We start from the raw sequence: 24,649 nt of genomic DNA, 5'->3' as shown, positions 1-24,649 counted from the left end.
CCGTCCGCCGGTGTCGGGCCCGATGCCCCTGTGCGCCCCCGGTCCGTCAGTCGTGCGACTCGCGGTGCGCGAAGGCGGCGCGCAGATCCGGTTCGCCGATCGCGCGGACGCCCCGCACGGCCACCGAGGTGAGGTACGTACGGTCGTCAGCGGTGCCGTCCGCCGTCCGGGTCAGCGTGCCGAGCAGCCGCCGGCCGGCCGGGGAGGCCCAGCGTGAGTACGGGTGGATCTCGACCCGTGCGACGGCCAGGCAGCTCAGGGTCAGGGCGAGCGGCAGCGCGAACCACAGGGCGACCAGGTGCCGCGGCAGGTCCGGCGGAGCGGGCATCAGCAGCGCGGCCACGCCCAGTCCGAGGACCGCGAGGGCTGCGACGCGCACCTGCCGTACGGCCGTCGCGACCGTCGTACGGGCGCTGTCCGGCACGGCGAGCCCCGCGCGCACCAGGCCCTCGGCGATCCCGCGCACCGCGTCCGCAGCCGCGGCCGTGGCCCGCAGCGGCGCGATGCGGGACTGCCCCTCGGGGCCGATGGCCCCTATCACCGACCGCTCCATCTCGTCCCGCCCGCGTGGGTCGACGACCGTCGCCCAGCCCGTGTGGGCCAGGAGCAGACGGCGCTGCCGCGCCATGGCGACCAGGGTCACGTCGGCCACCCGCCGAGGGCCGCCGGAGAGGAACGCGGCCTCGTACAGCGTGAGTTCACGCGCGCGGCCGGTGTCCGCGTCCACGGCCGCGGCGCCCACGGCGGCCAGGCACAGGCGTGTGCACGCCGTGCCGGCCACGGCCCAGGCCGCCAGGAGGAAAAGGACCCAGAGCATATGTTGTTTGTATGTGACACGGTCCCGAAAGCACCATGCCTCGTTCACCATCCGGACGGAGTGTTGTCGGTATGTGACGTTCCGTTTCGGCCCGGTGGCGGACTGCAGGCGGAGAGGACACCGGCCCCGGGGCCGACGGCCGGGAACACCATGCCGTGCGCCGGCCGCAGGATGGTGGCGAACTCGCGGTCGCACTCCGCGCCCTGAGCGCTGTCGAGCCGGTCCGGCCACTGCTTCTGCTGCTCGCCGGGCTCGTCAAGACGGAACAACTAGCCCACCCGGGTCCTCTGGGCCGCCCGGACACCGTCGCGGCGGTGTGCCCCGTGGCCGCAGCCCGCCCGATGGGCCATGTTGCTGACCGTCGGGCCGATCGGGCTCCGGCCGATGCGAAGGAGGCCCCGCGGTGGGTGAGCTGTACATCGACGGCGAGTGGACGCGGGCGGCGGCCGGTGGCCGGCGCGAGGTGATCAACCCCTACGACGCCTCGGTCGTCACCACCGTCGACGAGGCCGACGCCACCGACGCCGACCGCGCGGTGCGCGCCGCCCGGCGCGCCTTCGCCGAGGAGGACTGGGCGAACGCCCCCTCCCGCCGCCGGGCCGACCTCCTGTTGCGTGTTCACGACCTGCTGCTGCGCGACCGGGAGGACATCGCGCACACCGAGACGCTCGACACCGGAAAGACCCTCGCCGAGGCCCGGATCGACGTGGAGGACGTGGCGAACGCCTTCCGCTACTTCGCCGAACTCGTGGGCAAGGACGGCGGCCGGGTCGTCGACGTCGGCCCGGACGTCCTCAGCCGCGTCGTCTACCAGCCCGTCGGCGTGTGCGTGCTCATCGCCCCCTGGAACTACCCGCTGCTGCAGGCCTCCTGGAAGGTGGCACCCGCCCTGGCCGCCGGCAACACCTTCGTCCTCAAGCCCAGCGAGACCACCCCGCTCACCACCATCGCCATGATCAAGCTCATCGAGGAGGCCGGCGCCCCACCCGGCGTCGCCAACCTGGTGCTCGGCTCCGGGGCGACCGTCGGCGCGGCCCTGACCAGCCACCCCGACGTCGACCTGATCTCCTTCACCGGAGGCCTGAACACGGGACGGGCCATCATGGCCGGCGCCGCAGAGGGGCCGCGGACCGTCGCCCTGGAACTGGGCGGCAAGAACCCCAACATCGTGTTCGCCGACGCCGACTTCGAGGCCGCCGTCGACTACGCCCTCGACGCCGCCTTCCTGCATTCCGGGCAGGTCTGCTCGGCCGGTTCGCGCCTGCTCGTCGAGGACTCCCTGCACGACCGGTTCGTCGAGGCCTACGCCGGGCGCGCCCGGGCGATCCGGCTCGGCAACGGCCTGGAGGAGGGCACCGAGAGCGGACCGCTCAGCTCCGCCGAGCACCGCGAGAAGGTCGAGGGCTACATCGCCGTCGCCAAGGAGGAGGGCGCCCGGCTCGTCACCGGAGGCACCCGCCCCGATGACCCCACCCTCAGCCGGGGCTTCTTCCTGCTGCCGACGATCTTCGCCGACTGCGACCGGTCCATGCGGATCGTCCAGGAGGAGGTCTTCGGCCCGGTCGTCACCGTCGAGCGCTTCCGCACCGAGGACGAGGCGGTGGAACTGGCCAACGACACCCGCTACGGCCTCGCCGGCGGTGTGTGGACCTCCGACGCGAGCCGCGCCCAGCGCGTCGCCCAGCGGCTGCGGCACGGCACCGTATGGATCAACGACTTCCACCCCTACGTACCGCAGGCCGAGTGGGGCGGCTTCGGCCGCTCCGGCGTCGGACGCGAGCTCGGCCCGACCGGGCTGCGCGAGTACCAGGAGGCCAAGCACATCTACCAGAACCTCGCCCCCGCCCCCTCCGGCTGGTTCAAGGGCTGACCCGCACGCCGCACCATGTCACCCATGAGAGGTTCCCCCACGAAAGCACGGCACGGCCGCCACTCCCGCGCACGCGCCGGGTCCGCCCACGACTGCGTCATCGCCGGCGCTGAGCGCATCCTGCGCCTGCGCAAAGCTGAGCGCACCCTGTGCCTGCGCAAACCGGGGAGGCACCGGCCGGCGAGGAGCGAGGAGCGAGAGGCCCCGGCCGGGCCCCGCGCCGTCAACGCCGCAACAGCACCCTGCGCGTGGCGCGGGCGAGGCGGTGGGCAGGCCGCCGGGAGCGCGGTGCCGGGCCCGACCGTTCCCGCCACCACTCCCGGAGCTCCCTCCGCGCCCGCGGGTCCCCGGGGCACCCGGTGGACAGCAGGTGCTCGGCGAAGGTGAGGGCGTCGCGTCGGTAGCCGGAGGTCATGGGGTGGGTCTGGGCATAGCCGAGAAAGGCCGTGCGGTACCCCTCCCCGAGGATCTCCGGCAGCTCGGGAGCGACCTTCGCCACGACGTCCGCCCGCTTCGCGGCGAGCGCCCGCGCCTGTACGCCGACTCGCGCCCGGTCGAACCCCTCCGGCACGGGTGTTCCCGCGACAAGCGCCGACAGCAGAGCGGCCTGCGCCAGCCCGAGCCGCTGCCGAGCGCCGCCGACGCCCTCCTGGTGGGGCAGGCCGAAGGCGCCCCGTGTCGCCCCGGCCGCCCCGGTCTCATGGCCCTGCCCCGTCGCGCCGGTCCAGGTCTCCACCCCTCGCCCGGCCGAGCGGAGCTCAGCCTTCACGCGTTCGACAGCCCCCGCCTCCAGCGCCCGGCGGATCGTGCGCAACTCCTGCTCCAGCTCCGCCGGTTCCGGGAAGTTCTCGTCCCGTTCCAGGAGGACGCCCGGAGGGGAGACGCGGGAGGCGAGGTCGGTGAGGATGTCGAGGACCGGCCGGGGGACGGGGTGGGCATGGCTGTCGTGCCAGACGCCGTCGCGTTCGAAGCCGCCGGCGACGTGGACGTAGGCGATGGCCTCCAGGGGCAGTTCGGCGAGGGCCTTGGACGGGTCCTCACCGCGGTTGACGTGGTTGGTGTGCAGGTTGGCCACGTCGATGAGGAGGCGGACGCCGGTGCGGTCGGCGAGGTCGTACAGGAACTGCCCCTCCGTCATCTCCTCGCCCGGCCAGCAGACCAGCGCGGCGATGTTCTCGACGGCCAGCGGCACCGGCAGTGAGTCCTGTGCGATGCGTACGTTCTCGCACAGGACGTCCAGGGCGTCCCGGGTCCGGGGGACGGGCAGCAGGTGGCCCGCCTCGAGATGCGGGGACGCCGTCAGCGACCCGCCCGCCCGCACGAACGCGATGTGCTCGGTGACCAGCGGGGAGCCCAGTGCCTCCGCGCGCTCGGCCAGTGCGGTCAGTCGGTCCGCGGCGGGCCGGTCCGCACCCCCGAGGCCGAGCGAGACGCCGTGCGGCACCACGGTGACGCCGCGCTCGCGCAGCCGCCGCAGCGAGTCGGGCAGGTGCCCGGGGCAGACGTTCTCGGCCACCGCCTCGACCCAGTCGATCCCCGGCATCCGCTCCACGGCGTCCGCGATCTCAGGCCGCCACCCGATGCCCGTCCCCAGTCGCTCCATCGTCCCCTCCTCCACCCGGCCCGTTCCTCGAACGTGAGGGGGGTATGGCCCAGCCGTCCGCCCTCGAACCCCGCACCGCCCGCCTTCAGAGCAACATTTGAGGTTCGCGGGCCTGGCTCCCGTCCCCACCGGCGGAGGCGCAAGGGTCGCGTCCGCCCTGACACGCCGTGGACCGGACCTGTGCCCGAAGGCAGCGAGCAGCAGCCACATCACCCCGCGCGGGCAGGAGGCGCGGCTGGTGACCGTCGCTCAGGTCGTGTACGCGTCCGCCGCCGTCCTGAAGCGGGGGCAGCTCTACACCGGGCGGGAGGAGCGGTAGTTGAACACCGACCAGAGGACGAACAGGCCGGTCACGATCATGATGATGGACCAGAACGGCTGGTACGGCAGCCAGAGGAAGTTCGCGATCAGCGCCAGGCCGACCACGATCGCGCTCACCACCCGTGCCCAGGCGGCTCCGGCGAACAGTCCGAGCCCGGCCGCCACCACGAGCGCACCGACGATCACGTGGATCCAGCCCCACGCGGTCAGGTCGAACTCGAAGGAGTACTGGCCGAAGCTCGTGTACACCTCGTCGCCGGCGATCGCCGCGATGCCCTGGAGCACCGCGAAGAGGCCGTAGACGACCATCAGGATGCCGCCGAGAACGAGCCCTCCGGCCGCCAGTGGGTCGCCGGAACCGCCCGGGCCGGGGCCGCCTGGCGTCCGGTCGCCGGGGGCGGGCGGGGCGGGGGGAGGGGGCGCGGCGCTGGTCATGGCTGCCTCCTGGGTCGGGGTCGGCTGGTAACCCCACTGGAGCACTCGTCCGGGACCGGCGCGCCTGCGGCTACTCCGAACGGGTGGACGCCGCGCGGCCGGCCCCGTGCGGCTCCCGGCGCAGCGCCGGGTGGTCCGCGACCACCGTGCACGAGCCGGGCGCGATCTCCGTGAACCCCGCGTCGCGGACCAACGGCAGCCCGGTGCCGGTCAGTTCGGGCCAGCGGGCCGGGTCGGCCGTCCGGACGGCGAGCGGGAACCCCGCGTCGTGCCAGACGGCCCGCTCCTCGTCGGACAGCTCCCACCAGGCCAGTTGCGCGGCGTGCCCGGCCTGGGCCATGGCCTTGCCGGCCGACATGCCGAGGTCCGGGTTCAGCCACAGCACGGGGGCGGCCGGGTCCGCGCCCACCGGCGGCTCCGGGTCGTCGAGGTCGGTGCCGGAGACCTGGAGTCTGGCCAGGTCCTTGGGCCAGCCGTCCAGCGGGACGGGCGGGAAGACCCGCACCTCGGCCGACTTGCCGGTGACCGTGATGCCGGGCAGTGCCTCGGCCCGCCGCCACTCGGCGCGGCGCGCCCGCCGCACCACCTTGCGGATCCTGGCGTCCTGCCAGTCGCGCATCGCCCCGGCCCACTCGCCCTCGCCGGCCGACCGCTCGTCGGCCAGGATCGTCAGCACGGCCCGCGCGGCCGTCTCCAGCGCGTCCGTACGCGCCGGCGGGTCCGCCCGCTCGATCCGCACGACCAGGGGCAGCACGAACTGCGGTGCCTCGTCGCGCGCCGAGGGCTCGGACCGGAAGGGACTGTCGCTCACGGGCGTCGGGTCTTCGCTCACGAATCCCAGTGTGCCAGCCGGAAGATCGTGCAGGATGGCCGCATGCGACCCGCCCTGTGCCTCCGGAACGCGGGCCGCCGCTACGGACTGCGCGGTCCCTGGGTGCTGCGCGGTGTCGACCTGGCGGTGGCCCCGGGCCGGCTCGTCCGCGTCGAGGGAGCCAACGCCAGCGGCAAGTCCACGCTGCTGCGACTGCTCGCCGGCATCGACGCGCCGAGCGAGGGCCGTGTCACCGGGCGGCCGCGCACGGCGTACGTCCCCGAGCGGTTCCCGCCGGCCCTGCCCTTCACCGCCGCCGGATACCTCACCCGTCTCGGCACCGTGCACGGCCTGACCCGGGCGGCGGCCGCCCGGGCCGCCGGGGAGTGGCTGGAGCGACTCGGTGCCGCCGCATACGCCGAGAATCCGATGGCCCGGCTGTCGAAGGGCAGCAGCCAAAGGTCGCGGTCGCCCAGGCCATGCCGGCGATGGGGGCACCTCCCTGCTCGAGCGAAGCCGAGAGCTTGGGGGACCGAGCTGCTGGTGCTGGACGAGGCGTGGACCGGCCTGGACACCGAGGCCCGCGCCGAGTTGGAGCGCGCGGTCGCCGAACGCACGGCGGCCGACGGTGATCGCTGCCGCGGCACTGGTCCTGGCCGGTGCGCTGGCCTCCCGCAGATCACCCTGAGCAGGCGGTGCGCTGTGCCTCCTGCCACTCGCAGACGGGGCAGAGCGTGATGCCCTTGTACGACTCGGGGTACTCCGTCGGCTCCCGGCACAGCACGCACTCCGCGTACGGCGGTCCGTCCGCCCGCGGCGGCCTGGCCGCGTCGATCAGGCAGTAGTCGTTGTCGCTCATACGTCCAGCGTAGGCCGGGGGCGAGCCGTCAGAGGTCCCGCTGTTCCAGGGGTTTGGTCGCCGGGCCCTGGATCACCTTGCCGTCCGTGTCGAAGCGGGAGCCGTGGCAGGGGCACTCCCACGCGCGTTCGGCGTCGTTGAAGCTGACCAGGCAGCCCAGGTGGGTGCAGCGGGCGGAGACGGCGTGGAGCCCGCCGTCCTCGTCCCGGTACACCGCGACACGGTGGCCGTCGGCGCGGACCACGGCGCCCTCGCCGGGTGGCAGGGACTCCACCGGCGGCGCAGGACGCAGCCGGTCGCCCACGAAGTGCCCGGCGACCTTGGCCTGTGTCCTGAGGAACGACGGCGCCTCACGCACCGCGGGCTTCAGCCGTCGCGGGTCGTACAGCCCGCTCCACTCGCACTCCTCGCCCGTGATCTGCGCGGTCAGCAGCCGGCCCGCCATGATGCCGCCGGTCATGCCCCAGCCGCCGAATCCGGTGGCCACATAGGCGTGGCGGGCGCCCGGGTGCAGCGGGCCGACCATCGGCACGGTGTCCGTGGGCTCGGTGTCCTGCGTGGCCCACCGGTGGGTGACCTCCAGGTCCGGGAAGTGGTCGGTGGCCCAGGCGGTGAGGCGCTCGAAACGGGCCCGTGGGTCGCCCGTGCCGGGCGTGAAGTGCTCACCGGTGACGAGGAGCAGCCGCCGGCCGCCCTCGTGGGGCGCGGTGCGCACCGAGCGGGTGTCCTCCTCGGGCGTGATGAACATGCCGTCCGGGTCCTGGTCCGCGGGGATGGTCCCGGCGACGACCAGCTCACGGCGCGTGGAGAGGCGGGCGAAGAGCAGGGCCCGGTCGAAGATCGGGTAGTGCGTCGCGACGACGACGTCCCGGGCCCGGACCGTCGCCCCGGTCGTGGTCGACAGCCTGCACGGCTCGCCCTCGTCCAGGCCGAGGACGGTGGTGTCCTCGTAGATCCGCCCGCCGCGTTCGACCAGGTCGGCGGCGAGGGCCAGCAGGTACTTGCGCGGATGGAACTGGGCCTGCCCGGTGACCTGGACCGCGCCCGCCACCGGGAACGGCAGCCCGGTCTCCGTCGCGAACGAGGCGGTCAGCCCGGCCTCGGCCGCGGCCCGGGCCTCGGCGCGCAGTTCCTCCACGCGGCCCGTGTCGCGGGCGTAGGTGTAGGCGTTCCTCGTTTCCCACTCGCAGTCGACGCCGAGTTCCCCGGCGATCCGGGCCGCGTGCCCGATCGCCTCCGACTGGGAACGCGCGTACAGCCGCGCGCCCTCGGGGCCGCGGGTGCGCCGCAGCTTGTCGTAGACGAGCGTGTGCAGGGCGGTGACCTTGGCGGTGGTGTGCCCGGTGACGCCGGCCGCGACCCGCCCGGCCTCCAGCACGGCCACACTCCGCCCGGCCCGCGTCAGTTCCCACGCCGTGCACAGCCCGGCGATCCCCGCGCCGATCACCGCCACGTCGACGTTCAGATCCTCCGCGAGCGCCGGATGGCGGCCATCCGGCGCCGTCTCCAGCCAGTACGAGCTGCTGACCTGCTGCTTCTCGCTCATGGGCCGCCGAGTACCCCCGTCCGTTCGCTTCAGTGTCGGGCGGGTCGCTTTACAGAAGGGGTGGACCGGACTAACCTACAACCAAATGGTTGTAGATGAGTTGGGTGACGAGACGGTGGACCGGCTGTTCCACGCGCTGGCCGACACCACGCGCCGGGACATACTGCGCCGCTGCGTGCGCGGGGAGCTGTCGGTGTCCCGGCTGGCCGAGGCCTACCCGATGAGCTTCGCCGCGGTGCAGAAGCACGTCGCGGTGCTGGAACGCGCGGGTCTGGTCACCAAGCAGCGCAGCGGACGGGAGCAGCTCGTGTGCACCGACCCCGACGCGGTGGGCCGCGCACGCCAGGCCCTGGACGAACTCGAGTCCGCCTGGCGCGGACGCGTGGACCGGATGGCCCGGCTGCTCGCCGAGGACCCCGGAACCGAAGAGCACGACACGACGGAAGGATCCGAGCGATGAGTGTCACCAGTGTCGACAAGGACCTCGACAACCTCACCCTCACCCTGGTCGCCGACTTCGCCGCCCCGGTCGAGCGCGTGTGGCGGCTGTGGGCCGACCCCCGGCAGCTGGAGCGCTGGTGGGGTCCGCCGACCTACCCGGCGACCGTGGAGGAGCACGACCTGACGCCCGGCGGGGAGGTCACCTACTTCATGACCGGCCCGGAGGGGGACCGGCACCGCGGCTGGTGGCGGATCACCTCGGTCAGCGAGCCGACGGCCCTGGAGTTCACCGACGGCTTCGCCGACGACGACGGCAAGCCCAAGGACGACATGCCGACCATGTCCGTGACGGTGCGGCTCAGCGAGCAGGGCGGCGGCACCCGGATGGAGATGCGCTCGCTGTTCGATTCCCGTGAGCAGATGGAGCAACTGGTCGCCATGGGCATGGAGGAGGGCCTGAAGGAGGCCGTCGGCCAGATCGACGCCCTGCTCGCGGCCTGACCGGCTGGATCAAGGCGTGAGCCCCCCCGGGACGGCGTCGTCGTACCGTCGGGCTGCTCTGTCCCCCGGCGGTCCGGCGGGGCGCCGGGTTCCGTACCCGGCGCCCCGGACGGCGGTGCAGCGCCGGCTACCGGCGCCAGGGGCCCGTCACGGCGAACGTGGTGCCGGGCGCGTAGCAGTTGACGTACATGGTGTCGCCGTCGGGGGAGAAGGCCACTCCGGCGAACTCACCCCACTCGGGCTGCTGCGGGGTGCCGATGTTCTGCCGGTTGCGGGCCATCGCGTAGACCTCGCCGCGCCTGGTGACACCGTAGACGTGCTGGGCGCCGCTGCCGTCCTCGCAGACCATGAGGCCGCCGCTGGGCGCCAGGCAGATGTTGTCCGGCGACTCGCCCGGCATCTGCACATCGGTGTCCGGGCCGAAGACGATCACCAGGGTGAGCCGGCGGCACTCCGGGTCGTAGCGCCAGACCTGCCCGAAGTGGTCGGCGGCCGAACCGTCCGACCGGCGCGCGAAGGACGACACGAAGTACACCGAACGGCCGCCCCAGTAGCAGCCCTCCAGCTTCTGCGCGTGCGTGATGCCTTTGCGGCCGAAGTCCTGGAACCGGATCGGCGTCTGCGCTGCCTGCGGGTCCGGGACGTCCACCCACTCGATCTGGTCGAACTCGGCACCGACGTCCTGGATGGAGGACAGGTCCGGCACACCGGGCACGCGCATGGCCTGGAGCCGGCCGCCCGCGCGCAGCGAACCCCTGCCGCCCAGCGGCCGGTCCGGCAGGAACCGGTAGAAGAGGCCGAAGGGCTTCTCGAAGGCGTCCTCGGTCTCGTAGACGACGCCCCGCCGGGGGTCGACGGCGATCGCCTCGTGCGCGAAGCGGCCCATGGCGGTCAGCGGCACGGCTCCGGTGCGGTGCGGGTCGGCCGGGTCGACCTCGAAGATGAAGCCGTGGTCCTTGGTGTACCCGTTGGTGCCGGCCTTGTCCTCGGTCTCCTCGCAGGTCAGCCAGGTGTCCCAAGGGGTGGGGCCGCCCGCGCAGTTCACGGCCGTACCGGCGATCGCGACGCGCTCGGACCGGACCCTGTTGCGGGAGTCCAGTGTCAGGGCCGTGCAGCCGCCCTTGCCGGCCGGGTCGTAGGTGAGGCCCTCGACGGCCGGGACCGGCACCTTGCCGTTGGCGCGGTTCTCGTGGTTGCGGACCAGGTGGACCCGGCCGCCTCTGCCCGGGAAGGCCGCCATGCCGTCGTGGTTGGAGGGGACCTTGCCCTCGCCGGAGCGGAGTTCGTCTCCCTCGCGGGAGAGGATCCGGTAGTGGAACCCTTCCGGCAGGTCGAGGACGTCCTTCGGGTCGGGGACGAGCGGGCCGTAGCCGGTGTGGCCGAGGCCCTGTGCGGCGGCGGTGCCGGAGAAGAGTTCGGACAGGGCACCGGAGAACGCGATCCCGACGCCCAGGGCGCCCGTTCCGGCGAGTACCTGACGTCGTGTGGCGGAGCGACCGGATGCGGTCATGGGGAAACCTTCCTGCTGGCGGACAGGAACTGTGATCCCGCTGTGTCTATCACCTGCTGCGGGCAGCGGGAACCACGCGCGTAGCGCGGGTCACTGCTCGACGGCGCGCCGCAGCTCCTCCAAGGCCTGTTCGGCCTGCTCCGTGCGGTCGGCGGAGCCCTCCGCGATCTCCGCGGGGTCCGTGGTCTCCGCGTCCTCCGCGCTCCCCGTGGTCTCCGCCCGTCCCGCGATCTCCGCAGGGCCCGTGGTCTCCGCAGGGCCCGTGGTCTCCGCCTGTCCCGCGCTCTTCGCGGCGGGCTGTGCGCCCCGCTCCAGGAACCGCAGGAGTTCCACCGGAATGGGCAGGACGAGCGTGGAGTTCTTCTCCGCCGCCACCGCCATGACGGTCTGCAGCAGCCGGAGCTGGAGAGCCGAGGGCGTGTCGGCCATCTGGCGGGCCGCCTGGGCCAGCTTCTTGGAGGCCTGGTACTCGGCGTCGGCGTTGATCAGACGGGCCCGCCGCTCCCGGTCGGCCTCGGCCTGGCGGGCCATGGAGCGCTTCATGGTGTCCGGCAGGGAGACGTCCTTGATCTCCACGCGGTCGATGGTCACGCCCCACTCCACGGCCGGACTGTCGATCATCAGCTCCAGGCCCTGGTTGAGCTTCTCCCGGTTGGACAGCAGGTCGTCCAGCTCGCTCTTGCCGATGATCGAGCGCAGCGAGGTCTGAGCCATCTGCGAGACGGCGAAGCGGTAGTCCTCGACGTTGATGATCGCGGCAGACGGGTCCACGACCTTGAAGTACACCACCGCGTCCACCCGCACGGTCACGTTGTCGCGGGTGATGCCCTCCTGGGCGGGGACCGGCATGGTCACGATCTGCAGGTTGACCTTGCGCATCCGGTCGACCGCGGGGATCACGAGGGTGAACCCGGGCCGCCGCACGTTCCCGTGCAGGCGCCCGAGCCGGAAGACGACCCCGCGCTCGTACTGCTTGACGACCCGCGCCGCGGCGGCCAGGTACACCAGCGCGCCGGCTCCGACCGCTGCCACCACGCCGACCAGCTCTTCGACCATGCCGACCTCCCCGCTCAGAGGTCCGAATCCGTCTGCTTCTGTCACGATATGCCCGAACCGGGGTGTGGGGCCATGCCCTGGAATCCCGGCCGGAGCGGCGGCGGACGCGCGTGGTCCGGGGCGCGCTGGGTGCGCGCCCCGGACCAGGGCCTGGGTGAAACGATCAGGCGGCTATGCGGCGGTGACCTTCTCGGCCGCGGCCTCCTCGGGCTCCGTGACCTTCACCGGCTCCGTGCCCGTCGCGCTGTGGCGCGCGGCCCAGTTCTCCAGGGCCGTGCGGCAGGCGTGGTCGAGGTGGTGCAGGCCGGAGAGGTCCAGCTCGACCGGACGGTCCTGCGGCAGGCTCTCCAGGTTGTCGAGGATCTTCGGCAGCCGCAGGAAGGTCGCGTTGCCGGACAGGTACGCCTGGATCGGCCCGGCGCCCTTGTCGATGATCTCCATCTTGATGTGCGAGGCCTCCCAGGCGGTCTTGACGACCGACAGGGCCAGGCCGATGAGCACACCCTCGAACATGTTCACCGCGACGATCGACACGGCCGTGACGACCAGGATGAGAGCCTCGCCCCGGTGCTCCTTCCACAGCGGCACGAGCTTGCGGAAAGGGATCAGCTTCCATCCGGCGTGGACCAGGATGCCGGCGAGGGCGGGCAGCGGGATCAGCGCCAGCGTGCCCGGCAGCAGCGCGGCGAACAGCAGTAGCCAGACGCCGTGCATCACCCGGGACGCCTTGGTCCTGGCGCCGGCGCTGACGTTCGCGGAGCTGCGGACGATGACCGCGGTCATCGGCAGTGCGCCGAGCACACCGCAGATCGTGTTGCCCGCGCCCTGCGCCATCAGCTCCTTGTCGTACTGGGTGCGCGGGCCGTCGTGCAGCCGGTCCACGGCGGCGGCGCTGAAGAGGCTCTCGGCGGAGGCGATCAGGGTGAAGGCGATGATCGTCCCGATGATGCCGACGCCCACGCCGCCGAAGGCGTCCAGGCCGGGCGGCTGGATGGAGTCCAGCAGACCCTGCACCTTGACGGTCGCGACCGGCAGGTCGAACAGGGCGGTGACCGCGATCGCCAGGATCACCGCGGCGAGCGCGCCGGGTACGGCCTGCACCTTCTTCGGCAGCTTCTTCCACAGCACCATCACCGCGATGGTGGCCGCGCCGAGCACGAGGGACGTGAGCGCCGCCGTGCTGCCGGCCGCGTCGACGGCTGCACCGGGCAGGCCCAGGATCTTGTCGATACCGGAGGCGGGTGCCTTCAGCCCGGCCGTCGCGTACAGCTGACCGGCTATGAGCACCAGACCGATTCCGGCCAGCATGCCCTCGACGACCGAGACCGATATCGCGCGGAACCAGCGGCCGAGCTTCAGCGCGCCCATGACCAGCTGGAGCAGACCGGCTGCCAGCACGATGATGCCGAGCGCGGGCAGCCCGTACTGGTCGACCGCCTCGAAGACGAGCACGGTCAGACCGGCGGCCGGACCGGACACCTGCAGGCTGCTGCCCGGCAGGAATCCGGTGACGAGGCCGCCCACGATGCCGGTGACCAGGCCGAGTTCGGCCGGGACACCGGAGGCGACGGCCACGCCCACGCACAGCGGGAGCGCGACCAGGAACACGACGAGCGAGGCGGTGAAGTCCTGCTTGAGGTAAGGGAACTTGGTCATGGAGTCCCTCACAGCTTCTCGAAGGAGTCGGTGTCCGCGCGGTGTTCCCGCACGGTCCCGGTGTGCACCTCGTAGAACCAGGCGTGCAGGCCGAGTCGGCCCTCCGCCAGCCGGCGCTCGACGCAGGGGTACGACCGCAGTCGAAGGACCTGGGTGAGGGCGTGGTTCTGCACGGCCTCGGCGACGGTCGGGTCGGCGGGGTCCGAGCACGCGGGCTCGTCGGCGGCGCGAGCGAGCCAGTCGCGCACCGCGGGCACGGCGGCGAGGTCGTCACCGCGTACCACCGCGCCCACGGCGCCGCAGTGCGAGTGGCCGCAGACCACGATCTCCTTGACGCCGAGAACCTCCACGGCGTACTCGATCGTGGCCGCCTCCGATGTGGGGTGGTCGAAGGAGTGCGGGGGGACGACGTTGCCCGCGGTGCGCAGCTCGAAGAGCTCGCCGGGACGGGCGCCCGTGATCAGGGCCGGTACGACCCTGGAGTCGGAGCAGGTGATGAACAGGACGTCGGGGGACTGGCCCTCGGCGAGGTGGGCGAACTCCTCAGGGCGCTGTCCGAAGGTGCGGGCGTTGTCGATGAGGGGTTGCATGAGTGTGGTGACTCCTCCTGGCGCGCAGTGGGGGCGCGTCGGACGGGCATGACAGAGGGTGGGGGGGAACTGCTCTGCTGCTCAGCAGCGAAAGACCTGCAGTGCTGCCGGGGTGTGCGACGCCGAGGATCTCGACGTGCGGTGATGCGCGGCGCCGGGTCTGACCGGGTCGTCTGCCGTCGGCTGGATGCGCCGCTGCAGCGGCCGCTCGGGCGCCGTGGGTGCCGAGTCGGCGGTGTGGGACCGGTCGCGGGTCCGCAGGGGACCGGTCGGGTCCCCGTGGTGTCCGGCGCGGCAGGTGGCCATCTCGTCGCGCAGAGCCTTCCCGGAGGACTTGTGCCCGGGGCGCGAGGACTTGCCGGAGGGCTTCGGCCCGGGCTGGGCGTTGGCCTCGGCCTGGCTCTGCGCATGCGCGGATGCGAAGGACGCGGTCGGTGCGAAGAACTGAAGGGCGAGCAGGACGGCGGCGAGGATCGAAACCACGGTCCGTGCCGTCGTACCTCGGTACATGCGCCCCCCTTCAGGTACTTCGCACGTCTAGTGCGGACCAATACTTGGTCAATGGCTGGTCAAGAAACACGTTAACCCGGCAAGGTCGTTTGCAGGGTTAACTTAACGTTTCGAGCTGAAGAGAGCCTGAAAACCGTGGATGGACGGCTTGAATGAGCCCTTTCCCGCGGGGAGTTGGTGCGGTAGAGGGGCTGTGGTTACCGGGAGCCCACCAGTTTGCCCGCGTCGCGGGCGAGGGCGGTGAGCCGGGAGATGGCCCGGAAGTACTTCTTGCGGTAGCCGCCGTTCAGCATCTCCTCGCTGAACAGCTGGTCGAAGGGCAGGCCCGAGGCCAGCACGGGCACCTCGCGGTCGTAGAGCCGGTCGGCGAGGACGACCAGCCTGAGGGCCGTCGACTGGTCGGGAACCGGGTGCACACCGGTGAGGCACACGGCCTTGATCCCGTCGGCCAGAGCGCCGTACCGGCTGGGGTGGACCCGGGCCAGATGCTCCAGGAGGGGCGAGAACGCGTCGAGGGAGGCGCCCTCGGCGGCGCGCGCCACGCCGGTCACCTGTTCGTCGGAGTACGGCGGCGGCGCCTCGGGCAGTCCGCGGTGGCGGTAGTCCTCGCCGTCGATGCGCAGGGCCCGGAAGTGGGCCGACAGGCCCTGGATCTCGCGCAGGAAGTCGGCCGCGGCGAACCGGCCCTCGCCGAGCTTGCCGGGCAGCGTGTTGGAGGTGGCGGCGAGCGCCACGCCGGCGTCGACCAGCTTGCCGAGCAGAGTGGAGACCAGGACGGTGTCGCCCGGGTCGTCGAGCTCGAACTCGTCGATGCACAGCAGGCGGTGGCCGGACAGCGTCCGGACGGTCTGCTGGAACCCGAGGGCGCCGACCAGGTTGGTCAGCTCCACGAACGTGCCGAACGCCTTCAGCGCGGGCTCCGCCGGGGTGGCGTGCCACAGGGACGCCAGCAGGTGGGTCTTGCCGACGCCGTAGCCGCCGTCGAGGTAGACGCCGCGCGGGCCGGCGGGGGCCTTCTTCGGTGCCTTGCCGAAACCGAACAGCCGCCGCTTGCCGGAGCCCGCGGCTCCCGAGTCGAGGCCCGCCGCGAAACCCTCCAGGACCCGGACGGCCTCCGTCTGGCTGGGCTGGTTCGGGTCGGGGATGTACGTGCCGAAGCGGACGGAGTCGAACCGCGGCGGCGGCACCATCTCGGCGACCAGCCGGTCCGCGGGGACATGCGGCTCACGGGCGCACAGGGACAGCGGGGCCGGGTCGGGTATGGGGCCGGTACCGGAGGGGGCCAGGGGAGAGGACACGGTTCACCATGCTACGGCGCGTGGAACACTGCACCGCATGCGACGTCTGTTCCCCGTGACCGATGAAACAGCAGCTCCGGCGCCGGGCGGCGCGTCCGGTGAGGGCGCCGGGCGGGAGTGGAGCCTGGACGAGCTGGCCGCCGCGTACGCCTACCCCGAGCCGGGGCCCGGGGGGCCGGGGGCGTGGCTGCGCGCCAACATGGTGTCCACGCTGGACGGGGCCGCCCAGCACGACGGCCGTTCGCAGCCCATCTCCAGCGCCACCGACATGCGGATCTTCGGCACCCTGCGGGCGCTGGCCGACGTCGTGGTCGTCGGCGCGGAAACCGTGCGCAAGGAGGGGTACCGGCCGGCCCGCGCGCGCGAGGACTTCGCCGCGAGGCGGGAGGCGGCCGGGCAGCGGCCCGCACCCGCGATCGCCGTGGTCACCGCCAGTCTCGACCTGGACTTCTCGCTCCCGCTGTTCACCTCACCCCTGGTGCCCACCCTGATCCTCACGGGCGCCGCGGCCGCCCCGGACCGGGTCGCCGCCGCCGAGAAGGCGGGCGCCCGGGTGGTGACCGCCGGGGACGGCATCGGCGTGGACCCCGCCCGCGCCGTCCGGGCCCTCGCCGGCCTCGGCCACACCCGGCTGCTCACCGAGGGCGGTCCGCGGCTGCTCGGGCAGATGGTCGCGGCCGGGGTGCTCGACGAGCTGTGCCTGACCGTGTCCCCGATGCTCACGGCGGGCGAGGCACAGCGCATCGCCGGGGGGCCGGCGGTCACGGTCCCGCACCGTTTCGGGCTGGTGTCGATCCTCGAGGAGGACGGCTTCCTGTTCACGCGGTACGGGCGGGCCCTGCCGGCGTACTGAATCGCCGGACCCGGGGTACAAGGTCTCGGCGGCCGGCAAGTCCGGCCCCCCGGTACGTCCAGAAGTGGGGGCAAAGGGCGTCGCCGGTCCGTTAATCAGTGAAATGTGCCGTTCCGTTTGGTTTCCGGAGGGCACACTGGATCCGGCAGTACCCGTGCGCACACGGGGCAGGATGGTTTCCGCCGGGCCCGCTGCGGCCCGCGGAGGAGTGGGGCCACGGGCCCCCGGGAGCAGAAGGGGCGCCTGGTGTTCACAAGCGTATTGATGATCGAGAAGGCGCTGACGTCCGCCGACGTGGAGTTCGTCACCACCTTGCACGGGGAGGAGCAGGTCTCCTTCCAGGTGCTGCTGCAGCCGCGCGGCGAGCAGGCGGACCGCCTGCTGCGGGCCATCGACGACGTGGCGCTCGGCGAGCTCGACGAGGCCGTCCGCGAGGGGGAGACGCCGGAGGGGGAGGAGGCGCTGAGCGTGGGGCAGCGGGCTCTTGAGGTGTCACTCGCCGCGTTGCGCGCCTCGGGCAGTCCGGCGGAGGGGCGGCTGATCGAGGACCATCCGCTGGATGCGCTGAAGTCCCTGGTGGAGGAGGCCGGGGCGGACGAGGTCATCGTGCTGACCGATCCCCACTACGTGGAGGAGTTCTTCCACCGGGACTGGGCTTCCCGGGCCCGGCACAAGGTGGGGGTGCCGGTGCTGAAGCTGTTCTCGCACAGCAAGGCGTAGTGCCGGGGTGCGGTGGTCCGCCGGGTGCTCCCGGCGCCCCCTGATGGGCGTTGCGGCCCTGCGTACGCAATAGGCTTGGCCCCGCTAACCCCCGTCACCCGAACTTGGAGACACGCATGGCAGCCGGCCTTCCTCCCGCCATGGACCGACCGCACTTCATCGGGATCGGTGGGGCCGGGATGTCGGGGATCGCGAAGATCCTCGCGCAGCGCGGGGCCGTCGTGGCGGGCAGCGACGCCAAGGAGTCGGCCACGGCCGAGGCGCTGCGGGCGCTGGGGGCGACCGTGCACATCGGGCACGCCGCGGAGCATCTCGCCGACGACGCCAGCTGTGTGGTCGTGTCGTCGGCGATCCGGCAGGACAACCCCGAGCTGGCCCGCGCGGCCGAGCTCGGTATCCCCGTCGTGCACCGGTCCGACGCGCTCGCGGCGCTGATGGACGGGCTGCGGCCGATCGCCGTCGCCGGTACGCACGGCAAGACGACCACGACGTCGATGCTGGCCGTGTCGCTGAGCGCGCTGGGCCTGAAGCCCTCGTACGCGATCGGCGGGGACCTGGACGTGCCCGGCTCCAACGCGCTGCACGGCGAGGGCGAGATCTTCGTCGCCGAGGCGGACGAGTCGGACCGCAGCTTCCACACGTACGCGCCCGACGTCGCGATCGTCCTCAACGTCGAGCTCGACCACCACGCCAACTACGCGTCGATGGACGAGATCTACGAGTCGTTCGAGACGTTCGTGGACCGGATCACCGAGGGCGGCACGCTGGTGATCGCCGCCGACCACGAGGGCGCCCGGGAGCTGACGCGCAGGGTCGCCGGGCGCGGCGTGCGCGTGGTGACCTACGGCGAGTCCGAAGACGCCGGCGTGCGCATCCTGTCGGTCGTGCCGCAGGGGCTGAAGAGCGAGGTCACCGTCGTACTGGAGGGACAGGAGCTCACCTTCACGGTCTCCGTCCCCGGCCGGCACTACGCGCACAACGCGGTCGCCGCGCTGACGGCGGGCGTGGCCCTCGGCGTCCCGGCGGCCGAGCTGGCCCCGGCGATCGCCGCGTACACGGGCGTGAAGCGGCGGCTCCAGCTGAAGGGCGAGGCCGCGGGCGTGCAGGTCATCGACTCCTACGCGCACCACCCCACCGAGATGACCGCCGACCTGGAGGCCATGCGCGCGGCGGCCGGTGACGCCCGGATCCTGGTCGTCTTCCAGCCGCACCTCTTCTCGCGGACGCAGGAGCTCGGCCAAGAGATGGGCCAGTCCCTCGCCCTCGCGGACGCCTCGATCGTGCTGGACATCTACCCGGCCCGGGAGGACCCGATCCCGGGCGTGACGAGCGAGCTGATCACCGAGGCGGCCCGGGCCGCGGGCGCCGACGTGACGCCGGTGCACGACAAGGCGGACGTCCCGTCGGTCGTCGCGGGAATGGCGAAGCCGGGTGATCTCGTTCTCACCATGGGAGCGGGCGACGTCACCGACCTCGGCCCGCACATCCTGGACCGTCTGTCGAACTGAGGGGCTGGAAGCTCATGGCGTACGACGTCGAGAAGCCGGACGAGCAGTGGCGCGCGGAGCTGAGCCCGGGCGAGTACGCGGTCCTGCGGCAGGCGGCCACCGAGCCCGCCTTCACCGGTGAGTACACCGACACCAAGACCCGGGGCGTCTACTCCTGCCGGGCCTGTGGCGCGGACCTGTTCACCTCGGACACCAAGTTCGAGTCGCACTGCGGCTGGCCGTCCTTCTTCGACCCGAAGGACACCGACGCGGTGGAGCTGATCGAGGACCGGTCGCACGGCATGGTGCGGACCGAGGTGCGGTGCGCCCGATGCGGCTCGCACCTCGGGCACGTGTTCGCGGGCGAGGGGTACCCCACGCCCACGGACCAGCGGTACTGCATCAACTCGATCGCGTTGCGCCTGGCACCCGGGGAGCGCTGAGGCGGCGCTCAGCGGATCCGGCACTCCTTCTGTGTGAGGGGTGCCGTGTGCCCCGCGGTGCGGCGGCACACCACGCGGGGGTCGGACCTGCCGTCGTCGGCGCGGCGGAGACCGCCTTCGGTCCGCCCCACTTGCGCGGGTCGCTCAGCGTCCGCACCAACCGCGGCCCGGCCGCACCTCCGTGCGCCCCTCGTAGGCGTCCCGGGCCACCGCGCAGCACGTGCCGTGCGCCTCCTGGCCCGTGTACAGCAGCCGGACCAGCCCGGCCACCGCGTCGTCGTCCCGGCTCTCGTGCGTGTGCACGGCGAACACCGGCATCGGCGTCGGTGCTCCTGCGGACGTCCTGGCTGAGATCTCGAACTGGTTCTGGAGGTGGCGCCCGGCGTCGCTCTCCGGCATGCCGTCAGGGCCCCCAGGGCGGGCCGGTGGCGCTCACGCCGCCGCGACCCCGCTCGTCGCCCCCTCCCCCGGAAACCCCGCACTCCGCAGCACCCGCCTCCCCGCGTCCACCGCGAACACCTCGCAGTGGTCGCGGGCCGCTGCCCACTCGACGCCTGCCACGCCGAGGGCGAAGGCCGCTGTCGCGACCGTGTCCGCCTCCGTCAGGGTCGGGGCCACGACGGTCATGCTGAGGAGGCCGGTCGCGGGGCGGCCGGTGCGGCCGTCGAGGATGTGGTCGCCGCGTTCGTAGCGGGCGGAGGTCGCCACGGCCCGGTCCGTGACATCCAGGACCGTGCACAGCCGGTCGGCGTGCTCGGGGTGGCGTACGCCGACGCGCCAGGGGCCGCCGGAGGCGATCACATCGCCGCCCGCGTTGAGGCAGAAGCGCCTCGCCCCCGCCGCCGACAGCAGCTCCGCTGCCTTCTGCACCGACCAGCCCTTCACCACGGCGCAGGGGTCGAGGCCGCGGCCGGGCAGACGGACGTCGAAGGCGCCCCCCGTCGCGATCCGGTACTCCTCGCACAGGTCCAGCACCTCGCGCAGCCCCGGGCTGGGCCCGCGCACCTCGCCCCGGTCCAGCCGTGACACCTCGCTGTCCGGGCGGAACGGGCTGAACCGCGCGTCGACCTCGCGCAGCCAGGCGAACAGGCCGTCCACCGGCGCCTCGGGGAAGTCCTCGTCGTCGACGCGGACCGAGACCGGGAACCCCATGACGTGCTCGACGCGCCTCATTCCGTCAGCCCTTCGCGTCGATGGCGGCCTGGAGGGACTTCTTGTAGCCGTCGCTGGTGATGGTGGCGCCGGACACGGTGTCGATGTCGGCGCTCTGCGCCTGGAGCGTCTCCTCGATCAGCCGGGGCACGGCCGCCGTGGTCTGCGGGTGGTCCGGCTGCTGCACCATGCGCACCGAGGCGATCTTGTCGTCGTCGAAGGTGACCTCGACCTGCACCGGGCCCTTCTCGGTGTCGATGGTCGAGCCCGACACGACCGTGGTCGTGGAGCCACCCGACGAGGAGACCGAGGGCGTCGACGCGGGTGCCGCGGCCTCCGTGGCGGTGGACGACGCCCCGGTGTCGTGCGAAGGGGCGTAGCGCCAGACCGGGATCAGGCCCGCGACGCTCAGGACGAGGACGGGCAGGGCTCGCTTCACGAATCTCTCCTCGTCATCCGGCCAGGCTGAAGCGTTCGAAGTGGATCTGCGGCCTGGGCACGTCCAGCTCGCGCAGGCTGCCGAGCACCGCGTTCATCATCGGCGGCGGGCCGCACAGGTAGACGTCCCGCTCGGCGATGTCCGGCACCAGCCGGGCCAGCTCCCGCGGCGCCAGCCGGTCCGGCACGGGCGGCCCGGTCACCAGGTGCAGTTCGGCTCCCTTGGCGAGCGCGAGGTCGCGCAGTTCGCCGTAGAGGACGGCGTCCTGGTCCGTGGCCACCCGGTAGATCACGACCGCGTGGCCGTGCAGTTCCTCCAGCAGGGCCCGGATCGGAGTGACACCGACGCCACCGGCGATGAGCAGGGCGTCCGGGCGGGTGCGGTGCAGGGTGGTGAAGGCGCCGTAGGGGCCTTCGGCGAACACGCGCGTGCCGGGCTTCAGGTGCCGCAGCGCCGCGCTGCCGTCACCGGCCCGCTTGGCGGTCAGGCGGAGTGTGCGGCCGTCCGGAGCGGCGGAGAGGGAGAACGGGTTCGCCTGCCACCAGCGGTCCTTCGTCAGGAACCGCCACAGGAAGAACTGCCCGGCCCGGGCGGGCAGCCGGTCCAGGTCGCGGCCGGTGATGTAGACCGAGACGACGTGGTCGTTCTCCGGGACCACCGCCGTCACCCGGAGCCGGTGGCGGAGGTTGCGCCACAGCGGCAGCACCAGCCGGCCGGTGAACACCGAGGCCAGGGCCGTGCCCCACACGCCGTACCAGTACGTCGTCGCCACCGGCGACGAGGTGAAGGTCGTCCCCGCCGCGACCTGGTGCGTGAACGCCAGGACCACCGCGACGTAGGTGTACAGGTGGATGAAGTGCCAGGTCTCGTAGGCCAGCCGGCGCCGGGCGTACCGGGCCGAGACGGCGCCGATCACGATGATGATCGCCAGGGCGACGATCGCCCGCAGTACGCCCTCGACCGTCCCGGCGAGGTCCACCAGCTGGTTCACCGGGTCCAGCGACGAGGACCGCGCGTAGCCGAAGACGATGAACACGGCGTGCGCCAGCAGCAGCCACAGCACCGAGAAGCCGGTCCAGCGGTGCCAGGACGTCAGCCGGTCCATGCCGATCCGCCGGTCGAACCATGGCAGCCGGGCCACCAGCAGCAGCTGGAACGCCATCAGCAGTGCCGCGTACAGGCCGGACAGCCGGCCCAGCACGATCAGCGCGTTCGAGGCGAACCCGGCCTGCGCGAAGAACACGGTCACCACGACCGCGTTCGCCAGCAGCACCGCGTACAGGCCGGTGCGGCCCACCACTCTGGGCCGCACGCCCGGGCGGGTCGCCGCGGGAGGTTGATGGAGGGTCGTCACGGTCGGCAGCTCCTTGATCGGATCCTGGTACACCGAGCTTGGCGCGGGGGAGCTGTCGGGAAGCTGTCGCTCAACTTTCAAGTGTCTATCGATCCCGCGGCGGAAGGGCGGGCGGCTGGGGCGGCACGGCTCCCGTGCAGCACTATGAGCTCGTGGAAAAAGTACGACTTCTCGTCGTCGACGACGACCCGCCCATCGCCGACCTCGTCGCGACCGTCGCCCGCTACGAGGGCTGGGAGGCGGTCACGGCGTACACCGGCGAGGACGCGCTGCGGCGGGCGGCCGAGTTCCACCCGGACATCGTGGTGCTCGACCTGATGCTGCCCGGCGTGGACGGCTTCGGCGTCCTGGACCGGCTGCGGGCCTCCGGCACGATGGTGCCGGTGGTGTTCCTCACCGCGCGCGACGGCGTCGCCGACCGGGTCGCGGGCCTCACCCGCGGCGGCGACGACTACCTGGTCAAGCCGTTCGCCGTGGAGGAGCTGATGGCCCGGCTGCGGACCGTGCTGCGGCGCAGCGCCGGACCCGCCTTCCAGCGGTCCGTGCTCCGGATCGGCGACCTGACGATGGACGAGGACACCCGAGAGGTCCGGCGCGGCGACAGGCTGCTGTCGCTGACCCCGACCGAGTACGAGGTGCTGCGCTACCTCATGCGCAAGTCGCCCACCGTGCTCACCAAGGCGCAGATCCTCGACCACGTGTGGGAGTACGGCTTCGGCGGCCGCTCCAACGTCGTCGAGCTGGTCGTCAGCCGGCTGCGCCGCAAACTCGACGAGACCGACGACGGCGGGGCGCCGCTCATCCACACCGTGCGCGGATTCGGGTACGTGCTGCGGCAGGCCGCCGAGTGATCGCCCGGCTGCGAGGCACCTACCGCAGAATGCGGCTGGGCACCCGGCTGGCCCTCGGCCTCGGCGCCCTGTCCCTGGTCGTGTTCGCCGTCGTCGGCACGGCCCTGACCACGTACATGCGGGACTACCTGTCGGCCCAGCTCGACACCCAGCTCGCGCAGGCCCAGATCGCCCAGTCCAAGAGCATCGCGGACTACGGCACCCTCTCGGGCAAGAAGTACTACAGCTGGTTCTACGCCGTGTACGACGTGTCGGAGGGATCGCCCGAGCTGCGCAGGCCCGAGGACCCGGCCGACCTGCCGGAGGACGTCGACGACTTCACCTCCCTGGCTTCGGCGCAGATCGCCGCGCACACCGAACTGCTGCGCACCGAGCACCTCAAGGGCGCCGGCACCTACCGGCTGCGCGCCTGCCAGGTCGAGCACGGGGTGGTGCTGGTCAGTGCCGCGCCCATGGAGGACATCGAGGACACGGTCGGACAGCTGATCACGCTCCAGGTCGTCACCTTCGCCCTGGCGCTGCTCGCGCTGGTCGTCTTCGGCCGCCGGATGCTGCGCCGCGGCCTGAAGCCGCTCAGCGACATGGCGTCCACCGCGCACGGCATCGCCTCGCACGACCTCACCGAGTCGGCGGCCCGGCTGCCGCTGCGCGCCGACGGCCGGGACGGCGGGCCCGAGGTGGACGAGCTGCGCACCGCCTTCAACACCATGCTGGAGCACATCGACGACTCCCTCGCCGTGCGCGCCGAGGCCGAGCAACGGCTGCGCCGCTTCGTCGCCGACGCCTCGCACGAGCTGCGCACCCCGCTGATGTCGGTGCGCGGTTACGCCGACCTCTTCCAGTACGCCGCCGCCAACGCCCCCGAGGAACGCGACCGGCATCTGGCCCGCCTGCGCGCCGAGGCCGCCCGCATGGGCATCCTCCTGGACGACCTGCTGCTGCTCGCCCGGCTGGACGCGGCGGAGGTGGAGGCGCCGCTGCGGCTGCAGGACGCCGACCTCGTGGAGCTGGTGGGCCAGGCCGCGGACGCCTTCCGCGCGGGCCGCCCCGGCCATCCGCTGACCGTCCTGGCCGGTCCGGCGCCGGTGCGGCTGCTGATGGACCCGCAGCGCATCCGGCAGGTCGTCGACAACCTCCTGACCAACGCCGCCGTGCACACCCCCGCGGGGACGAAGGTGTCGGTGGAGGTGGCCGTAGTGCCCGGCGCGGCCGAGGTGCGGGTCGCCGACACCGGGCCGGGCATCCCGCCCGGCGACCGGGCCCGTGTCTTCGACCGCTTCTACCGCGTCGACAAGGCCCGCAGCCGCGACCGCGGCGGCAGCGGCCTCGGCCTCGCGGTCGCCCGGTCCCTGGTCCGCGCGCACGGCGGCCGCATCGAGCTGAACAGCGCACCCGGAGCGACGGTCTTCACCGTGCGCCTGCCGGCCCAGGGTGTCCGCCCGGCGGACCGGTGAAAGGCGCCCTCTAGACTCGACCGGAACCAGCCCGTACGACCATGGCCAACGCTTCCGCCAACCCGAAGGGCT

At 72.7% G+C, this 24,649-nt stretch carries 27 protein-coding genes; 11 read left to right on the top strand and 16 right to left on the bottom strand.

The genetic code is table 11. The features are described from left to right. Nucleotides 1-46 precede the first annotated feature (46 nt). On the bottom strand, nt 47-817 hold the full coding sequence (locus ACFU3E_RS09400; protein ID WP_384154301.1) for a TIGR04222 domain-containing membrane protein: 771 nt from the start codon (nt 815-817) through the stop codon (nt 47-49). A 403-nt stretch (nt 818-1,220) separates the two neighbouring features. On the opposite strand from ACFU3E_RS09400, the gene ACFU3E_RS09395 reads away from it, so the two are divergent. Beyond that, nucleotides 1,221-2,687: an aldehyde dehydrogenase family protein gene (locus ACFU3E_RS09395; protein ID WP_384154299.1), complete on the top strand. Its 1,467-nt coding sequence runs from the start codon at nt 1,221-1,223 to the stop codon at nt 2,685-2,687. A gap of 223 nt (nt 2,688-2,910) precedes the next feature. Here ACFU3E_RS09395 and ACFU3E_RS09390 read toward each other — a convergent pair whose 3' ends face one another. Beyond that, nucleotides 2,911-4,290, bottom strand: coding sequence for a DUF692 domain-containing protein (locus ACFU3E_RS09390; protein ID WP_384154297.1), 1,380 nt, complete (start codon nt 4,288-4,290; stop codon nt 2,911-2,913). A gap of 97 nt (nt 4,291-4,387) precedes the next feature. On the opposite strand from ACFU3E_RS09390, the gene ACFU3E_RS09385 reads away from it, so the two are divergent. Further along, on the top strand, nt 4,388-4,609 hold the full coding sequence (locus ACFU3E_RS09385) for a hypothetical protein (protein WP_384154295.1): 222 nt from the start codon (nt 4,388-4,390) through the stop codon (nt 4,607-4,609). On the opposite strand, the gene ACFU3E_RS09380 is transcribed toward ACFU3E_RS09385, so the two are convergent. Then, nucleotides 4,585-5,046, bottom strand: a complete 462-nt coding sequence (locus ACFU3E_RS09380; RefSeq protein WP_384154293.1) for a hypothetical protein — start codon at nt 5,044-5,046, stop codon at nt 4,585-4,587. The two genes, ACFU3E_RS09385 and ACFU3E_RS09380, sit on opposite strands and share 25 nt — an antisense overlap. 70 nt (nt 5,047-5,116) lie before the next feature. Then, the gene (locus ACFU3E_RS09375; protein ID WP_384154291.1) at nt 5,117-5,878 is read right to left on the bottom strand and encodes an aminoacyl-tRNA hydrolase; all 762 of its coding nucleotides are present in this window, start codon (nt 5,876-5,878) and stop codon (nt 5,117-5,119) included. A gap of 42 nt (nt 5,879-5,920) precedes the next feature. On the opposite strand from ACFU3E_RS09375, the gene ACFU3E_RS09370 reads away from it, so the two are divergent. Then, a complete protein-coding gene (locus tag ACFU3E_RS09370; RefSeq protein ID WP_384154289.1) occupies nt 5,921-6,595 on the top strand; it encodes an ATP-binding cassette domain-containing protein in 675 nt (224 codons plus the stop codon). Here ACFU3E_RS09370 and ACFU3E_RS09365 read toward each other — a convergent pair. Together ACFU3E_RS09365 and ACFU3E_RS09360 are read right to left on the bottom strand one after the other, a co-directional pair. Then, a complete protein-coding gene (locus ACFU3E_RS09365) occupies nt 6,537-6,716 on the bottom strand; it encodes a hypothetical protein (protein ID WP_384154287.1) in 180 nt (59 codons plus the stop codon). The two genes, ACFU3E_RS09370 and ACFU3E_RS09365, sit on opposite strands and share 59 nt — an antisense overlap. Before the next feature lie 28 nt (nt 6,717-6,744). Then, nucleotides 6,745-8,262: an FAD-dependent oxidoreductase gene (locus tag ACFU3E_RS09360; RefSeq protein WP_384154285.1), complete on the bottom strand. Its 1,518-nt coding sequence runs from the start codon at nt 8,260-8,262 to the stop codon at nt 6,745-6,747. Nucleotides 8,263-8,347: 85 nt separating this feature from the next. Between ACFU3E_RS09360 and ACFU3E_RS09355 the strand changes: the two genes are divergently transcribed. Together ACFU3E_RS09355 and ACFU3E_RS09350 are read left to right on the top strand one after the other, a co-directional pair. Further along, nucleotides 8,348-8,722: an ArsR/SmtB family transcription factor gene (locus tag ACFU3E_RS09355; protein WP_384154283.1), complete on the top strand. Its 375-nt coding sequence runs from the start codon at nt 8,348-8,350 to the stop codon at nt 8,720-8,722. Beyond that, a complete protein-coding gene (locus ACFU3E_RS09350) occupies nt 8,719-9,204 on the top strand; it encodes an SRPBCC domain-containing protein (protein ID WP_384154281.1) in 486 nt (161 codons plus the stop codon). Before ACFU3E_RS09355 ends, ACFU3E_RS09350 begins: the two co-directional genes overlap by 4 nt. A gap of 127 nt (nt 9,205-9,331) precedes the next feature. Here ACFU3E_RS09350 and ACFU3E_RS09345 read toward each other — a convergent pair whose 3' ends face one another. The 6 genes from ACFU3E_RS09345 to zapE all read right to left on the bottom strand — a co-directional run bounded on the left by ACFU3E_RS09345 (nt 9,332) and on the right by zapE (nt 15,824). Then, complete coding sequence (locus ACFU3E_RS09345) at nt 9,332-10,714, bottom strand: PhoX family protein (RefSeq protein ID WP_384154279.1); 1,383 nt, start codon at nt 10,712-10,714, stop codon at nt 9,332-9,334. Between the two features lie 90 nt (nt 10,715-10,804). Continuing rightward, nucleotides 10,805-11,770, bottom strand: coding sequence for a slipin family protein (locus tag ACFU3E_RS09340; RefSeq protein ID WP_384154277.1), 966 nt, complete (start codon nt 11,768-11,770; stop codon nt 10,805-10,807). 171 nt (nt 11,771-11,941) lie between these two features. Further along, a complete protein-coding gene (locus ACFU3E_RS09335) occupies nt 11,942-13,426 on the bottom strand; it encodes a SulP family inorganic anion transporter (RefSeq protein ID WP_384154275.1) in 1,485 nt (494 codons plus the stop codon). Between the two features lie 8 nt (nt 13,427-13,434). Continuing rightward, complete coding sequence (locus ACFU3E_RS09330) at nt 13,435-14,016, bottom strand: carbonic anhydrase (RefSeq protein WP_384154273.1); 582 nt, start codon at nt 14,014-14,016, stop codon at nt 13,435-13,437. A gap of 81 nt (nt 14,017-14,097) precedes the next feature. After that, nucleotides 14,098-14,526 carry a hypothetical protein gene (locus ACFU3E_RS09325; RefSeq protein WP_384154271.1) on the bottom strand — a complete coding sequence of 143 codons (429 nt, stop codon included), beginning with the start codon at nt 14,524-14,526 and terminating at the stop codon, nt 14,098-14,100. 197 nt (nt 14,527-14,723) lie between these two features. Beyond that, complete coding sequence (gene zapE / locus ACFU3E_RS09320; protein WP_384154269.1) at nt 14,724-15,824, bottom strand: cell division protein ZapE; 1,101 nt, start codon at nt 15,822-15,824, stop codon at nt 14,724-14,726. A gap of 37 nt (nt 15,825-15,861) precedes the next feature. On the opposite strand from zapE, the gene ACFU3E_RS09315 reads away from it, so the two are divergent. The 4 genes from ACFU3E_RS09315 to msrB all read left to right on the top strand — a co-directional run bounded on the left by ACFU3E_RS09315 (nt 15,862) and on the right by msrB (nt 19,327). Further along, nucleotides 15,862-16,677 carry a pyrimidine reductase family protein gene (locus tag ACFU3E_RS09315; RefSeq protein ID WP_384154267.1) on the top strand — a complete coding sequence of 272 codons (816 nt, stop codon included), beginning with the start codon at nt 15,862-15,864 and terminating at the stop codon, nt 16,675-16,677. Nucleotides 16,678-16,923: 246 nt separating this feature from the next. Continuing rightward, a complete protein-coding gene (locus tag ACFU3E_RS09310) occupies nt 16,924-17,397 on the top strand; it encodes a hypothetical protein (RefSeq protein ID WP_030838854.1) in 474 nt (157 codons plus the stop codon). Between the two features lie 116 nt (nt 17,398-17,513). Next, on the top strand, nt 17,514-18,905 hold the full coding sequence (gene murC / locus ACFU3E_RS09305; RefSeq protein WP_384154265.1) for a UDP-N-acetylmuramate--L-alanine ligase: 1,392 nt from the start codon (nt 17,514-17,516) through the stop codon (nt 18,903-18,905). A 14-nt stretch (nt 18,906-18,919) separates the two neighbouring features. After that, complete coding sequence (gene msrB / locus ACFU3E_RS09300; RefSeq protein WP_384154263.1) at nt 18,920-19,327, top strand: peptide-methionine (R)-S-oxide reductase MsrB; 408 nt, start codon at nt 18,920-18,922, stop codon at nt 19,325-19,327. A 144-nt stretch (nt 19,328-19,471) separates the two neighbouring features. On the opposite strand, the gene ACFU3E_RS09295 is transcribed toward msrB, so the two are convergent. The 4 genes from ACFU3E_RS09295 to ACFU3E_RS09280 are packed head-to-tail and all read right to left on the bottom strand — an operon-like array spanning nt 19,472 to nt 22,218. Then, nucleotides 19,472-19,726 (bottom strand): hypothetical protein, encoded by a 255-nt coding sequence (locus ACFU3E_RS09295; RefSeq protein WP_384154261.1) that lies wholly within the window; start codon nt 19,724-19,726, stop codon nt 19,472-19,474. 33 nt (nt 19,727-19,759) lie between these two features. Further along, nucleotides 19,760-20,500: an FAD:protein FMN transferase gene (locus tag ACFU3E_RS09290; RefSeq protein ID WP_384154259.1), complete on the bottom strand. Its 741-nt coding sequence runs from the start codon at nt 20,498-20,500 to the stop codon at nt 19,760-19,762. Nucleotides 20,501-20,504: 4 nt separating this feature from the next. Next, nucleotides 20,505-20,918: an FMN-binding protein gene (locus tag ACFU3E_RS09285; protein WP_384154257.1), complete on the bottom strand. Its 414-nt coding sequence runs from the start codon at nt 20,916-20,918 to the stop codon at nt 20,505-20,507. 13 nt (nt 20,919-20,931) lie between these two features. Then, nucleotides 20,932-22,218 (bottom strand): ferric reductase-like transmembrane domain-containing protein, encoded by a 1,287-nt coding sequence (locus ACFU3E_RS09280; RefSeq protein ID WP_384154368.1) that lies wholly within the window; start codon nt 22,216-22,218, stop codon nt 20,932-20,934. Nucleotides 22,219-22,424: 206 nt separating this feature from the next. On the opposite strand from ACFU3E_RS09280, the gene ACFU3E_RS09275 reads away from it, so the two are divergent. Continuing rightward, nucleotides 22,425-23,123 (top strand): response regulator transcription factor, encoded by a 699-nt coding sequence (locus tag ACFU3E_RS09275; RefSeq protein WP_384154255.1) that lies wholly within the window; start codon nt 22,425-22,427, stop codon nt 23,121-23,123. Beyond that, the gene (locus ACFU3E_RS09270; RefSeq protein WP_384154253.1) at nt 23,120-24,577 is read left to right on the top strand and encodes a sensor histidine kinase; all 1,458 of its coding nucleotides are present in this window, start codon (nt 23,120-23,122) and stop codon (nt 24,575-24,577) included. The genes ACFU3E_RS09275 and ACFU3E_RS09270 overlap by 4 nt, the downstream gene beginning before the upstream one ends. Nucleotides 24,578-24,649: the final 72 nt, after the last annotated feature.

The sequence above is a fragment of the Streptomyces sp. NPDC057424 genome, from assembly GCF_042803315.1.
In the GTDB taxonomy this organism is placed as follows: Bacteria; Actinomycetota; Actinomycetes; order Streptomycetales; family Streptomycetaceae; genus Streptomyces.
Note: the sequence above shows the minus strand (reverse complement) of the source record. Positions and strands in the feature narration are given on the sequence as shown.

Excerpts from the sequence above, each read along its gene's own strand:
- ACFU3E_RS09360 (WP_384154285.1), bottom strand. The coding sequence starts at position 8,262 with ATGAGCGAGAAGCAGCAGGTCAGCAGCTCGTACTGGCTGGAGACGGCG.
- ACFU3E_RS09370 (WP_384154289.1), top strand. The coding sequence starts at position 5,921 with ATGCGACCCGCCCTGTGCCTCCGGAACGCGGGCCGCCGCTACGGACTG.
- ACFU3E_RS09330 (WP_384154273.1), bottom strand. The coding sequence starts at position 14,016 with ATGCAACCCCTCATCGACAACGCCCGCACCTTCGGACAGCGCCCTGAG.
- ACFU3E_RS09380 (WP_384154293.1), bottom strand. The coding sequence starts at position 5,046 with ATGACCAGCGCCGCGCCCCCTCCCCCCGCCCCGCCCGCCCCCGGCGAC.
- ACFU3E_RS09315 (WP_384154267.1), top strand. The coding sequence starts at position 15,862 with ATGCGACGTCTGTTCCCCGTGACCGATGAAACAGCAGCTCCGGCGCCG.
- ACFU3E_RS09325 (WP_384154271.1), bottom strand. The coding sequence starts at position 14,526 with ATGTACCGAGGTACGACGGCACGGACCGTGGTTTCGATCCTCGCCGCC.
- ACFU3E_RS09400 (WP_384154301.1), bottom strand. The coding sequence starts at position 817 with ATGCTCTGGGTCCTTTTCCTCCTGGCGGCCTGGGCCGTGGCCGGCACG.
- ACFU3E_RS09365 (WP_384154287.1), bottom strand. The coding sequence starts at position 6,716 with ATGAGCGACAACGACTACTGCCTGATCGACGCGGCCAGGCCGCCGCGG.
- ACFU3E_RS09340 (WP_384154277.1), bottom strand. The coding sequence starts at position 11,770 with ATGGTCGAAGAGCTGGTCGGCGTGGTGGCAGCGGTCGGAGCCGGCGCG.
- ACFU3E_RS09295 (WP_384154261.1), bottom strand. The coding sequence starts at position 19,726 with ATGCCGGAGAGCGACGCCGGGCGCCACCTCCAGAACCAGTTCGAGATC.
- ACFU3E_RS09355 (WP_384154283.1), top strand. The coding sequence starts at position 8,348 with ATGGTTGTAGATGAGTTGGGTGACGAGACGGTGGACCGGCTGTTCCAC.
- ACFU3E_RS09390 (WP_384154297.1), bottom strand. The coding sequence starts at position 4,290 with ATGGAGCGACTGGGGACGGGCATCGGGTGGCGGCCTGAGATCGCGGAC.
- ACFU3E_RS09345 (WP_384154279.1), bottom strand. The coding sequence starts at position 10,714 with ATGACCGCATCCGGTCGCTCCGCCACACGACGTCAGGTACTCGCCGGA.
- murC (WP_384154265.1), top strand. The coding sequence starts at position 17,514 with ATGGCAGCCGGCCTTCCTCCCGCCATGGACCGACCGCACTTCATCGGG.
- msrB (WP_384154263.1), top strand. The coding sequence starts at position 18,920 with ATGGCGTACGACGTCGAGAAGCCGGACGAGCAGTGGCGCGCGGAGCTG.
- ACFU3E_RS09350 (WP_384154281.1), top strand. The coding sequence starts at position 8,719 with ATGAGTGTCACCAGTGTCGACAAGGACCTCGACAACCTCACCCTCACC.
- ACFU3E_RS09335 (WP_384154275.1), bottom strand. The coding sequence starts at position 13,426 with ATGACCAAGTTCCCTTACCTCAAGCAGGACTTCACCGCCTCGCTCGTC.
- ACFU3E_RS09290 (WP_384154259.1), bottom strand. The coding sequence starts at position 20,500 with ATGAGGCGCGTCGAGCACGTCATGGGGTTCCCGGTCTCGGTCCGCGTC.